The sequence below is a fragment of the Cupriavidus sp. KK10 genome (assembly GCF_018223725.1).
Classification (GTDB): domain Bacteria; phylum Pseudomonadota; class Gammaproteobacteria; order Burkholderiales; family Burkholderiaceae; genus Cupriavidus; species Cupriavidus necator.
Map to the genome: position 1 here is coordinate 586,563 of NZ_CP073678.1, position 13,063 is coordinate 599,625.

10 protein-coding genes and 2 pseudogenes are annotated in these 13,063 nt (G+C 61.8%); 8 read left to right on the forward strand and 4 right to left on the reverse strand.

Translation table 11 applies throughout. The features are described 5' to 3' along the window. Positions 1-52: 52 nt before the first annotated feature. A complete protein-coding gene (locus KB879_RS34040) occupies positions 53-2,338 on the reverse strand; it encodes a DUF3141 domain-containing protein (RefSeq protein WP_211983960.1) in 2,286 nt (761 codons plus the stop codon). A gap of 183 nt (positions 2,339-2,521) precedes the next feature. Between KB879_RS34040 and KB879_RS34045 the strand changes: the two genes are divergently transcribed. Further along, a complete protein-coding gene (locus KB879_RS34045) occupies positions 2,522-2,731 on the forward strand; it encodes a hypothetical protein (protein WP_249221508.1) in 210 nt (69 codons plus the stop codon). Positions 2,732-3,007: 276 nt separating this feature from the next. Further along, positions 3,008-3,799 (forward strand): hypothetical protein, encoded by a 792-nt coding sequence (locus KB879_RS34050; protein ID WP_211983962.1) that lies wholly within the window; start codon positions 3,008-3,010, stop codon positions 3,797-3,799. Between the two features lie 588 nt (positions 3,800-4,387). Here KB879_RS34050 and KB879_RS40585 read toward each other — a convergent pair. Together KB879_RS40585 and KB879_RS34060 are read right to left on the reverse strand one after the other, a co-directional pair. After that, positions 4,388-4,562: pseudogene (locus tag KB879_RS40585) on the reverse strand (ISKra4 family transposase); the annotation flags it as partial. 70 nt (positions 4,563-4,632) lie between these two features. Then, positions 4,633-5,721, reverse strand: coding sequence for a hypothetical protein (locus KB879_RS34060; RefSeq protein ID WP_211983966.1), 1,089 nt, complete (start codon positions 5,719-5,721; stop codon positions 4,633-4,635). A 118-nt stretch (positions 5,722-5,839) separates the two neighbouring features. On the opposite strand from KB879_RS34060, the pseudogene KB879_RS40590 reads away from it, so the two are divergent. Both KB879_RS40590 and KB879_RS34065 read left to right on the forward strand, forming a co-directional pair. Next, positions 5,840-5,941 (forward strand): annotated as a pseudogene (locus tag KB879_RS40590) (integrase); the annotation flags it as partial. Positions 5,942-6,102: 161 nt separating this feature from the next. Then, on the forward strand, positions 6,103-6,885 hold the full coding sequence (locus KB879_RS34065) for an IclR family transcriptional regulator (RefSeq protein WP_211983968.1): 783 nt from the start codon (positions 6,103-6,105) through the stop codon (positions 6,883-6,885). Positions 6,886-6,950: 65 nt separating this feature from the next. Here KB879_RS34065 and KB879_RS34070 read toward each other — a convergent pair whose 3' ends face one another. Beyond that, complete coding sequence (locus KB879_RS34070; protein WP_211983969.1) at positions 6,951-8,198, reverse strand: Zn-dependent hydrolase; 1,248 nt, start codon at positions 8,196-8,198, stop codon at positions 6,951-6,953. A gap of 231 nt (positions 8,199-8,429) precedes the next feature. On the opposite strand from KB879_RS34070, the gene KB879_RS34075 reads away from it, so the two are divergent. The 4 genes from KB879_RS34075 to KB879_RS34090 all read left to right on the forward strand — a co-directional run bounded on the left by KB879_RS34075 (position 8,430) and on the right by KB879_RS34090 (position 13,041). Further along, a complete protein-coding gene (locus KB879_RS34075; RefSeq protein ID WP_249221577.1) occupies positions 8,430-10,007 on the forward strand; it encodes an ABC transporter substrate-binding protein in 1,578 nt (525 codons plus the stop codon). Between the two features lie 139 nt (positions 10,008-10,146). Beyond that, complete coding sequence (locus tag KB879_RS34080) at positions 10,147-11,097, forward strand: ABC transporter permease (RefSeq protein ID WP_211983971.1); 951 nt, start codon at positions 10,147-10,149, stop codon at positions 11,095-11,097. A 10-nt stretch (positions 11,098-11,107) separates the two neighbouring features. Beyond that, positions 11,108-11,995, forward strand: a complete 888-nt coding sequence (locus KB879_RS34085; RefSeq protein WP_211983973.1) for an ABC transporter permease — start codon at positions 11,108-11,110, stop codon at positions 11,993-11,995. Positions 11,996-11,997: 2 nt separating this feature from the next. Continuing rightward, positions 11,998-13,041 (forward strand): ABC transporter ATP-binding protein, encoded by a 1,044-nt coding sequence (locus tag KB879_RS34090; RefSeq protein WP_211983974.1) that lies wholly within the window; start codon positions 11,998-12,000, stop codon positions 13,039-13,041. Positions 13,042-13,063: the final 22 nt, after the last annotated feature.

Sequence of the window (13,063 nt, forward strand, 5' to 3'; positions counted from 1 at the left end):
TCCTGGAGCCCGACAGCGATCAACCACCGGGCACGCGCGCTCACACGCGCTGTTACTTGACCTGCTGGCGGGCGTTGGCACGCGGCGCCGATTTCGCCTTCGCTGCCGACTCAAAAATGGTCAGAACGCGCGCCAGATCGGCGCGTTCTTGTTCGTCGAGCGGCAGCGTGGTGCTGAGCTTTTCGATGTCGCGTGCGGCGTTACGGACCTCCGCGGGCGGCGCGCCGGACAGCATGCCGGGTAGTGCATCGATTGCGGCATCGGCGTCAAGGCGCAGCAACGTGGCTTGCTCGCGAACAACCTGCTTGAACGAAAGAATGCCGCGATCGGACAGCGTGCCGAGCATGGCGCGCGCGAGATTGAAGCCGCGTTCATCAGCTTCGCGGTGCGTACGACGCACAAAGAGCAGCGCGCGCGCACTCGCTTCGATGAGGCCGCCCGTTGTCATGCTATGGCGCAACCGTTCGTGTTCTGCGGCGATCGCTGCGTGACGATCGTCGACCTCGCCGGAGTCTTCCGATACGGCAGATCGGCCGTCGTCGCGTTGCGGGGGAAGCCCGGCGAGGGCCTGCAGCCAGGGGGCGCCGTAGATGGCTTCGAAGAGCTGTTCGACCGCCGCATCACGTATGTCGCGATAGCAATTCAGCGACGCCTCGATCGAGTCCGATACCACGCTTTGCATTTGCCAGAATGGATTATCGGCAGGGGCGGCTTTGCGCGACTCTCGCACGCTTTGCGCAGCCTGGGCGACGCTCGATGCCAGCGGATGGCGGTCCGACCAAGACTCGTAGGGGATCCGCAGTGGATGAAACTTGCTCGCGAGATCTGCGCTCCACGGCGTTACGCACAGGCGTAGCCACGGTTGTACAAAGCTGCGATAGAGGCCGAGATTGAAATTGGACACATAGGCTGCTGTTGCGAAACGACGGTCGCTTTCCGGGTCTGGCTGCACGATCGCCCGCACATCATCGATGCTGCGCGGCGCGATCGACAGCACGTGATCGCCTTCGACGAGGTCAGCACGCGGCGTTGCTTCGGTCCTCGCCCCCATGTGCGCTTCATACAGGCCGGACGGCAACAGGTCGATGAGATCGATGTTGCTCACGAATTCGCGATGCTCCTTGCGGCCCGTACTGCTCGACACGAAGATGCCGAGATGGCCGATGTTGTCATGGGTTGCGTAGACGATGGTCTGGTCGTGCCCGAACAGGTCGGCGTCGTCGCGATACAGGTCGGTAATCCAGCCGAGCGCCTGGGGTGGCGGCGTGATGTTGTCACCGTATGAGCAGAACACGACAATCGGCGAGCGGATATTGCGCAGGTCGAGACGCACGCCATCCGACATAACGATATCGCCGCGCGCGAGCCGGTTGCCGACGAATAGGTTGTCGACGATGTATTGCATTTCTGCCGCGTTGAGGAACACGTGGCCGCCCCAGTATTTTTCGAAGCCTAAATACCGTGGCGCTTCGGTATCGATATTCGCATACAGGTTGTTGTACTTTTGCCAGAGTGTGTTGGCCGGGTTGAGGTTCTCGAAGTTCTGCACGAGCCACGCGCCGTCGAAGCGGCCGTCGCCGAGATCGCCCGTGAGCGCGGTCAGCCAGGAACCGCCGAGCAAACCTCCGGAATAGCGCATCGGATTCTTGCCGCGCCAGCCTGCCCAATACGAAACGGGCGCGCCCGCGACGATGATCGGCCCGAACAGCTCAGGTCGCATCGCGGCTGTCATCAGTACCTGCCAGCCTGCCTGGCAATTGCCGACTACGGCGGGCTTTCCAGGACTATCCGGATGCAGTTCGATGACTTTCTCGAGGAACGTCGCTTCGGCATGCATGACATCTTCGACTGTCTGACCGGGTACGGGGTCAGGAAGGAAGCCTACGAAATAGCACGGATGTCCCGCTCGCAACGCGGCGCCGATTTCGCTGTCGCGCTTGAAGCCGCCAATGCCCGGCCCGTGCCCCGCGCGCGGGTCGAACACGATGAACGGACGAAGACGGCCCGCGTCGTGCGCTTCGGTCGCATTGCGATCGGGTTGCAGATCGTCAGGCGAAATGATGCGCACGAGGCCGTAGCTGACCGGTCGCGGCAAGGTGCGCCCATCCAGGATCAACTCGGCAGCGAAATCGAGCACATTGGGTGTGCGCTCATGCAAGTGCGCCTGGTATTGGTTGCCGCGCTCGCGCATCACGTCGGCGAACAGCACATTGCGCTGCCACGCGTCGATTGCGTACTCAGCGCCCGCGTTTGGCAACGTCGTTCCCGGCGCAAATACGTAGGGCAAGGCCGTAGCGGGATCATCTTGCGGATCGGATGACAGGTTCAAGTGATGCATGCCGCATTAACCTCCTCAAAGAGTCCGCGCCAGTGCCTGGCGTCTCGTGGCCGAGTTCGCGGAACGTTTACGACCTGGTCATCACCATACTCCCTGTCATGATGACACGCAAGTCAATATGGGGGAGAAATCCGGAGATCTTGTAGGGTTCGCGTGCAACCACCTTAGCTGGAGGTGTCCCAAATGAAGCTCACCGCGATCGGCATGGATATTGTCAAGCACATCTTCCAATTGCATGCGGTCAATGCGAACTCTAGCGAGATCGAGCGCAAGCTCAAGCGCCAGGTGACAGAGTTCTTCACAAAGCGGGAGCGCGCACTCGTTGCTCTGGAAGCATGCGGCAGTGCTCACCATTGGGCGCGGCAGTTGCAGCCACTCTCGGCCACGACGTAAAGCTGATCTCTGCGCGATCGGTTCGCACCGGCGCTCCCCCGCCCTCATACCGTCCGTATCGCATGAATTCCAGATCACAGCGGGACCTTTGTCTTCAAACTCGATTTATGCAACAAGGCCGCTCAGATGTATGATCTTGAACCCGATGCGTGCGTTCTGGAGTGTCAAGAACGGTCAGGCACGTCAGGATAGGCTTGGCTTGGCTTGGCTTGGCTTGGCTTGACTTGGGAACTCAATCAGTACTTGGATTGTGCGACGAATTAAAGAAAATAACGTTTGTGGACGATTTTAATGAGTATACTTTGTCGCTGCATTGCAATTGCCATTGCTGCTTTTGCGTGTGCAATTGTCGGGATTTATGTTCATACACTATTCCCTACCGATATTAATTTATCGGGGGATGTAATCAGATCGGTTTCCGGATTGATTGGCACTCTTTTTGCCATTGTTTTGGGTCTGCTGGTGTCTTCCTCTTATACCACCTTCAATAGCCAACAGGCTGATTTTAATTCGCTCGTAAATGCGGTAGCTAATATCGATCTTTTATTGAAGCAATTCCCTGTAGTGTCTGATAGTCCACGAATTATGTTGCGGCGGATGGCTGCTCGCTTACTGATAAGATATTGGCCGGATGAGAGTGGAAAGCATGGCGGAGAGGTAAATTATGATCACCTTTCCGAAGATGTTGAGACGGTGCTGGAGATAAATAAGATCTCCGAAGAGTTTGAAAATATTACTCGTGACGATCTGAACTCAATCCGCCAGTTTTCCAGCAATTTTATTGCCATTCAATCCAATATTGTCCGGAGTCTGTCGAGTCAGGTACCAACCTTGCTTCTTGATATTGTATTCGGCTGGGCCTGTTTGTTGTTTTTCCTTTATGGCAGCCTCAATGGCGGCAATATAATTGCAATATTTTTTCTGTTGTTGGGGGCTATCGCCATCACGAGTGCCAATTTTCTCATACTGGAATTAACCCATCCGTACAAGGGCGTATTCAAGGTCTCCAGTGCTCCACTCGATTTGCTTCTGAAATCCATGATCCAGGAAAAAGATTCGTCAGGCTAAGGATGGTGTCCAAAACCAGGTCAGCGACGCTGAACTGACCATACGAGTGCCGCCAGATGAAATCGAGGAGCCAATTCGATGCCAATTTCGGCATGAACGCGGACGATTTCTCCCCCTGTTTCGGGACTGCTTCCCGATTCCGTCCATCTCGTCAAGAACCAACGCGCTTGCGCGTGCGGCGGTTGCTCGGGTCCAGGCGAAGGTCGATGCTTCATGCGCCTATTGCGGCTGGAAACTTTGTTTATGCGTACCCGCAGACGCATGACTTTGGGGTCTTCCGCACTTTGTGTGACGAGGGCGCACTGGCGTGGAGGATGTTGTAGCGTGGAACGGCCGTCGTCTCCACCGCCCACCACCGCCATTCTTCTTCTTGTTGATGAACGTGGGCGAGCCTGCCAGCCGTAGCACAAAGGAAAGTCGTCAACGATCCGAGAGCGTGCAAAAGTTGGGGAGGCGGATTTCGTCAGGCGCCCTGACTTGCGGCAAGGATGTTGATTTTGTTCGTTCGTCGGTGCCAGTCTGGCGATGCTGCCACGATGCATTTGCCGTGACGCGAGGCGGCGATCTTGAGCGCCGAGATGCGGTCGGAAGAGAGCTCTCCGTTTAAGACTGCGACTCTGACCTGCACCATGCAGTGCGCCCCTTCGTCCGTCCAGCGCATCTGTCGCTTCTTAGCCATGCGAAGGCTGACGACCTGGTTCACCGCGGACTCCGCGATGCTACTGCTGATCGGCAGGCCCTTCCGATGCCGAGCGCCTTAGTTGACCAACGTATTTGCGTTCTTCCGCAGGTACCAGGAGACTTTATCCAGGTTCCACCAAAGCGTGCTGAATTCATACCCCGTCCTCATCAGCAGTCGAGTGTCCAATGCCTTGATGCGCTCCAACGCTTTGCGGCCCTTGCCATGCCAGACCCTTGGCGTGAGTGATTTCGGTCTCTATCGATTCCCGTTCCAATGAGTCGATCACCTTGCTGCCGAACACGGAACGCTGCGCCGCGTTGAACTTCATGGCGATGTGGAACCAATCGAGAAGCCTGCCGCGTGCGAGCTGACTGCCCTGGACGGTCTTCGCAAACTCACCGGCGTCGTCGCTGATCACGGTCACGCGTTCATCGGTCGCCACATCGTTTCTATGGAGGAACTGATCGAGTCGCGCCGCAGCTGAGGGGACTTCCCGGTGCACATAGGCGTAAAACTTTGGCGGACTGTCCGTGAACGTCGCTCGCCCGGCTACGAGATTGACGTGGCGGCCAAGGCCTCTCACGGAGTCGCAATGCCTCAGCCACGCCGAGTCGACGCTCACGGTCGCGACATGGCTGGATTCGCGAATCTGGACGTCCGCTACAGGCTGGGGCAACTTCGCGATGTCATCTTCGATGTCAGCGTCGAGCTGCTTTCCAATGGCTCGAATTCGATCGCGAGCGCCGCTGAACGAAATGCCCTTGTCCAGCGGCAGAACTTCCTTAAGCAAAGCCGTGGCCTGCCGGCACGGAAGATGGCTTGCCCACTTTGCCTGGAGGTATTCCAGCTCCGGCGTGGCGCGGTTCGTCAGAGCTTTAGATAAGGGATGGACCACACACCGCGGCGTCCTCGCAGTCCGTTGGCAAGCACACGACCACAGCCGCGGGCTGTGCACGGTCACCTTGCCGTATACAGTACGCATTACCGTCGAGCGACTGTCCTTGTGTCTCAATGTTGCTCCGCAGCACTGACAATGGGTCTGGCCCGAAAACCACCTCTTCACTTGTTTCGAAACCAGCTCGGCCTGCACCTTGGCCAACAGCGACCGTCCCTCCGCAAGGGTAAGGCCCAGGTCCGCAAGGCTACCGTCAGGGCGCTCAATGACGGCCAAAGCTGCGTCATCGTCATGGCCGGTGTCGCTACCTTCGTCGACCAACCTGGCTTCGATGATTAACCGCATGGTTCGCTCCCACCGTTGCGATACCGAGCAGCGTAGTCCACATGGATCCGGCGCGACATCCCAAGCGGCTCTCCCTTGGTGCCCTCCCCAACTTTTGCACGCTCTCGTCTACGTCAGGGCCACGCTGCAGCGTGTCAAGCCAATGGCGTCACTGATCCATGAAGATCTGCTGGCTTACGAGCACTTCCTGGCCGATCCCCAGCTCGCTGCACGCTGGGTGCGGTCACCCGCTCTAAACACACCCATCGAGTCCAAAGTCCTGAAGACCGTGTATCATTGACCTCCGCAATGAATCGATAATCGATTCTGTAATATCTCGGTGCAATACTCTACCATCGTGGTGCAGCGGATCACGCCGATGGTGCTACCTCAGACTTCCCGATGTCCACGGAACCTCGACGACCGGACCCGCTTTTCAACCAATCGCTCGAAAAAGGCCTCGAAGTCCTGCGCGCTTTCAATGCCGTTCACCGCACCCTGACGCTAGCCGAGCTGGCCGAACTGACCGGCATGACCAAGAGTTCGGCGCAACGCACGGTCCATACCCTGGAGCGGCTCGGCTATGTCGACAGGCACCCGCAGACGCGCCGCTTCCGCCTGACGCCGGAGGTGATGGAGATCGGCTACAACTACCTGGCCGCCGATACCCTGATTCCCATTGCCAGCCCCTATCTCTCGCAGCTGGCCAACGCCAGCGGCGAAACGGCGAATCTCACTGAGCCCGTGGGGCTCGACATGGTCTATGTGGCGCAGTTGATGACGGCCAAGCACATGCCTGTGCTGACGCCTGTGGGCATGCGCATTCCGATGTACTGCACGAGTTCAGGCCGCGCTTACCTGAGCACGCTGCCCGATGAACAGGTGCGGGCAGTGCTCGAAGCGTCGGCGCGCGTGCCGCGCACCCCGGCCACGTTGACCGATGTCGATGCGATCTTCGAGCGTGTGGTGGCTTGCAGGAGCGTGGGCTACACGTGCAACGAGGAGGAACTGTTCCTGGGCGACATGGGCGTCGGCGCGCCGATCGTGAACAACCGTGGCGTGGCGGTTGGCGCGGTACATGTGTCGCCACCCGCGAGCCGCTGGACCATGGCCGAGGCACAGAAAAAACTCGGGCCGCTGGTCGTGGAATGTGCGTGGGCAATCTCCAGGTCCATCGGACACTGAAACTGCACGCAGGCCCGCCCCCTCGCCGCATGAAGGCGCGAAGCCTGCCGGTGATGCCTCAGGCTTCAGCGCGCATGCGCCAGCATCGCCTGCAGCAACACGTTGGCGCCGGCTTCGATATGCTCGGGCAGCGCGTCTTCCAGTTCGTTGTGGCTGATGCCGTCCTTGCACGGCACGAAGATCATCCCCGTCGGGGCACGCTGCGCAAGATAGACGGCGTCATGCCCTGCCCCGCTCACCACCTCCATATGGGGAAGGCCCAATGAGGCCGCGGCCCGGCGGACGCTGTCGACGCACGACGGCGCGAACAGGCACGGCTCGAACTTGACCACCTGGCGTATGTCGACCGATACCGCCGCCGCATCGGCAATCCCCGCGAACGCCGCGCGCATCGCCCCATCCATCCGATCCAGGCCTTCCTGCGAGAGGTTGCGGAAGTCCACCGTGAAGTCGACCCGGCCAGGGATCACGTTGCGCGAATTCGGCTTGACCTCGACATAGCCAACCGTGCCGCGCCCATGCGGCGCTTCTTCGCGCGCGATGCGGTTGACAGTCTCGATCATGCGCGCGGATGCGAGCAGCGCATCATGGCGCAGCGCCAATGGCGTCGGGCCCGCGTGGGCATCCTGGCCTGTCACGGTCACGTCATACCACTGCTGGCCGAGCGCGCCCGAGACCACACCGATGGGCAGGCCCTCCGCTTCCAGCACAGGCCCTTGCTCGATATGGGCTTCGAAATAGGCGGCATACATGCCGCCCGGCACCTCGCCCGCGCGGTGTTCACCCCGATAGCCAATGGCCGCGAGCGCCTCATCGACACTGACGCCGTCGCGGTCCCTCTGGGCGCGAGCATGCTCCGCCCCGAATACGCCGGCAAACACACCCGATCCCATCATGACCGGGGTAAAGCGCGTGCCCTCCTCATTGGTCCAGAACGCGACTTCGAGCGACGCGCGCGTGTCGATGCCCAGGTCGTTGAGCGTGCGCATCACCTCGAGCCCCGCCAGCACGCCGAAGTTGCCATCGAACTTGCCGCCGGACGGCTGCGTGTCGATATGGCTGCCCGTTGCCACTGCCGGCGCTGCGGGATCGGTTCCGTGGCGGCGCGCGAACACGTTGCCGATCTCGTCGACGCGCACGTCGAGCCCGGCCTCGCGGAACCATTGCACGACGAGGTCACGGCCCTTGCGGTCCTCATCAGTCAACGCGATACGGCATACGCCGCCGTTCGGCGTGGCGCCGATCGCGCCGAGATCCATCAGCGACTGCCAGAGGCGGGCGCCATTGATGCGGGGGAGGTGCTGCGAATCCATGTCTGTCATGCCTTCGGTGGTTGAACATCGCGCTCCATGTCGCAAGAAGCAGACCATGACCGCGCCTGTCTTGCTGGCATATCAATTGCTAGATCGTTCGCAGCCCTTCCCAACCCAGGAGCATTGCCTGTGAACCACCCCACGTCCACCCAAGCGAAAGGTTTCTCTGCTGCCGTGCAGTCCGTGTCCGCTGCCGTCGCACTCTCGCTGCTCGCCCTGCCCGGTGCCGCGATGGCCGAGAAGGTGTTGCGCATTGGCATGACCGCTGCCGATATCCCGCGTACGCTCGGCCAGCCCGATCAGGGCTTTGAGGGCAACCGCTTCACCGGCATTCCGATGTATGACGCGCTCACGCAATGGGACCTGTCCAAGAGCAACGGACCCAGCCTACTGATTCCCGACCTTGCCACCGACTGGAAGGTCGATGACAAGGACAAGACCAGGTGGACCTTCAAGCTGCGCCCCGGGGTCAAGTTCCACGATGGTTCGCCGTTCAATGCCGATGCCGTGGTGTGGAACGTCAACAAGGTCCTCGACAAGACGGCGCGGCAATTCGATCCGAGCCAAGTCGGCGTGACCGCTTCGCGCATGCCCACGCTGCGCAGCGCAAAGAAGATCGACGAACTGACCGTGGAACTGGTCACGTCCGAGCCCGACTCCTTCCTCCCGTATAACCTGTCGAACCTTTTCATGGCCTCGCCCGTGCAGTGGGAGAAGAAATACGCCGCAGTTCCCGCGTCCGTCTCCGATGCGGGCGAGCGAAGCAAACAGGCATGGGTGGCGTTCGCCGCCGACGCGTCCGGCACGGGCCCGTTCAAGATGACCCGCTTCGTGCCGCGCGAGCGGCTGGAACTGGCAAAGAACGCGACGTACTGGGACAGCAAGCGCGTGCCCCGGATCGACAAGGTCGTGATGGTGCCGATGCCCGAGGCCAACGCACGCACGGCGGCCCTGCTGTCGGGCCAGGTCGACTGGATCGAGGCACCGGCCCCCGACGCGGTCGCCCAGATCAAGAGCCGCGGCTTCAACGTTTACGCCAACGCCCAGCCCCATGTGTGGCCATGGCAGCTGTCGTTCGCACCGAACTCGCCGTGGCTCGACAAGCGGGTGCGGGAAGCCGCCAACCTCTGCGTGAACCGCCCGGGTCTGAAGACGCTGCTTGGCGGCTATATGGCGGAGGCCAAGGGCATTGTCGAGCCGGGCAACCCGTGGTGGGGCAACCCGAAGTTCGACATCAGGTACGACGCCAATGCCGCGCGCAAGCTGATGAGCGAGGCGGGCTACTCCGCGGCCAGGCCGCTCAAGGTCAAGGTACAGGTATCGGCCTCCGGCTCCGGCCAGATGCAGCCGCTGCCGATGAACGAGTACGTCCAACAGAATCTCAAGGAATGCTTTTTCGACGTCGATTTCGATGTGGTCGAATGGAACACGCTGTTCACGAACTGGCGCGTCGGCACCAAGGATGCAAGCGCGCACGGAGCCAATGCCATCAACGTGAGCTTTGCCGCCATGGACCCGTTCTTTGCCATGGTCCGCTTTGTCAGCACCAAGACGCAGCCGCCGGTGTCGAACAACTGGGGCTACTTCGGCAATGCCGAATTCGACAAGCTGATCGAGACGGCACGCACGTCGTTCGACGCCAAGGCGCGCGACGCGGCGCTGGCGAAGCTGCACGCCCGCATTGTCGAGGAAGCGCCGTTCGTGCTGATTGCGCATGACGTCGGTCCCCGCGCGCTCTCGAAGAAGGTCAAGGGCGTGGTCCAGCCGCAAAGCTGGTTCATTGATATCGCGACGATGTCGATGGATTGACCCTGAAGATCGCGCCCTGTGCTCTTCCGCCAAGCGGGAGAGCACCCAAGGGGAAACGACTCGGCACGCCTCGTCCAACCCCCACCTCCCTGCCCTCGCGGGCGGGGAGACATGACACCCCACAAGACGGGCACAGACCATGATTTACCTGCTCCGCCGCATTCTCTATGCGTTGCCGATCCTGCTCGGGGTCGCGCTGCTCTGCTTCTCGCTGGTCCACATTGCTCCCGGCGATCCGCTGGTGTCCGTCCTGCCGCCCGATGCCTCGGAAGAACTCCGGCGCCAGCTCACCGCGCTGTATGGCTTCGACAAGCCGTTCCTTGAGCAATTCGTGCACTGGCTGATCCGCGCGCTGCACGGCGACCTGGGCACGTCCATCGCCACCAACCGCCCCGTGATGGCCGAAGTATCGAACGCCGTGATCAACTCGATCCGGCTTGCAGCCGTGGCTACGTTGATCGGCTTCACGTTTGGCAGCCTGTTCGGATTTGTCGCGGGCTACCTGCGCGATTCGGTGCCCGACCGCGTTGCCTCGTTCCTGTCGGTGCTCGGCGTCAGCATTCCGCACTACTGGCTCGGCATGGTCCTGGTAATCGCCTTCTCCGTGCTGCTCGGGTGGCTGCCAGCCACCGGCGCGGGCCCCGGGGGCTCCGAGGACTGGACCTGGGACTGGGGGCACGTCCAGTACATGCTGCTGCCCGCAGTGACGATGTCGGTGATCCCGATGGGCATTGTGGCCCGCACGATCCGCGCGCTCGTGGCGGAGATCCTGTCCAACGAGTTCATCGTCGGCCTGCGCGCGCGCGGGCTGTCGGACTTCGCCGTGTTCCGCCATGTGGTCAAAAACGTGGCGCCCACCGCGCTGTCGGTGATGGGCCTGCAGCTCGGGTACCTGCTTGGCGGCTCGATCTTGATCGAAACCGTGTTCTCGTGGCCGGGCACCGGCTTCCTGCTCAACTCGGCCATCTTCCAGCGCGACTTCCCGCTCCTGCAGGGCACGATCCTGGTCCTGGCCGTGTTCTTCGTGCTGCTGAACCTGTTCGTGGATGCGCTGCAGACGGTGTTCGACCCGCGCATCCAGCGCAACTGAGGAGTCCCCGATGGAAATGACACTCAACAAGACCGTGGCGCCGTTGCCCGTCGAACGCTCTCCGGGCTATTGGGCCACGGTCGGACGCCGCCTGCTGCGCAACAAGCTCGCGATGGTGGCGGCCCTGATCCTGATCGCCCTGGTGCTGATGGCGGTATTCGCCCCGGCGCTGATGCCAGCCGACCCCTATGCCTCGTCGATCCTGAAGCGCTTGAAGCCGATCGGTACGGAGCACTACCTGCTCGGCACCGACGAACTGGGCCGCGACATGCTGTCGCGCCTGATGCTGGGTGGCAGGCTTTCGCTGTTCATGGGCATCACCCCGGTGCTGCTGGCATTCATGATCGGCAGCGCCATCGGCATCGTGGCGGGCTACGCCGGCGGCCGGACCAATACGGTAATCATGCGCTTGACGGATGTGCTGTACGCCTTCCCGTCGGTGCTGCTGGCCATCGCGCTGTCGGGCACGCTCGGCGCCGGCGTGGGCAATGCGCTGCTGTCGCTGACCATCGTGTTCGTGCCGCAGATCGTGCGCGTCGCGGAAAGCGTGACCACGCAGGTGCGCAATCGCGAGTTCGTTGATGCGGCCCGTGCCTCCGGTGCGTCAGCGCTGACCATCGTGCGGGCCCAGGTGCTCAACAACGTGCTCGGTCCGATCTTCGTCTATGCAACGAGCCTGATTTCCGTATCGATGATCCTGGCCTCTGGCCTGTCATTCCTCGGCCTGGGCGTCAAGCCACCCGAGCCCGAATGGGGCCTGATGCTGAACACGCTGCGCACGGCGATCTATACCCAGCCCTGGGTGGCCGCGCTGCCCGGCGCGATGATCTTCCTGACCTCGATCTCCTTCAACCTGCTGGCGGACGGCATCCGTTCGGCCATGGAAATCAAGGACTGATCATGACCGATAAGCTTGCCTCCCCCGCCGCCGACGTTGGCGGCCCGGCCCAGCCGCTCGTGATCGCGCGCGACCTGGTCAAGCACTTCCCGCTCAAGTCCCCGATCCCGCTGCGCCGGGCGGGCGTGGTCCGGGCCGTCGACAGCGTCAGCTTCGACGTGCTCAAGGGCGAGACGCTCGGCGTGGTCGGCGAATCCGGCTGCGGCAAGTCCACCACGGCGCGCCTGCTGATGCAGCTGACACCGCACGACAGCGGCGAACTGATCTTCGACGCGCAGGGCGTCGGCTCCCCGCAGTTACCGATGAAAGCCTTCCGCAGCCAGGTCCAGATGGTCTTCCAGGACAGCTACTCCTCGCTGAACCCGCGCCTGACCATCGAGGAGTCGATCGCCTTCACGCCACGCGTACATGGCGTGAAGGCACGCGAAGCCACCGAACGTGCCCGCTACCTGCTGAATCGCGTCGGACTGGAGCCTTCGCGCTTTGCCGGACGCTACCCGCACGAGCTTTCCGGCGGGCAGCGCCAGCGCGTCAATATCGCGCGGGCACTGGCGCTGCGCCCGCGCCTGGTGATCCTGGACGAAGCGGTTTCCGCGCTGGACAAATCCGTCGAGGCCCAGGTGCTGAACCTGCTGCTCGATCTCAAGGCCGAATTCGACCTGACCTACGTCTTCATCAGCCACGACCTCAACGTGATCCGTCACCTGTGCGACCGGGTCATGGTGATGTACCTGGGAAAGGTCGTGGAGGTCGGGGATACCGAATCCATCTACCAGAGCCCCGCCCACCCCTATACGCGCGTCCTGCTGGCCTCGATGCCGTCGATGGATCCCGATCATCGTACGCTGGCCGCCCCGCTGGCGGGCGACCCGCCGAACCCGATCAACCCGCCATCCGGCTGCAGCTTTCATCCACGCTGCGCCAACGCGGAACCAGTCTGCGCGCGCCAGGCGCCGGCATTGTCCGACGCACTGGCCGGGCACCCGGTGTCCTGCCTGATGGCAATGCCCGATGGCCGCCATTCGCAGCCGCTGCGCGCCGCATGACGCCCGGCATGCACGCCGCCAC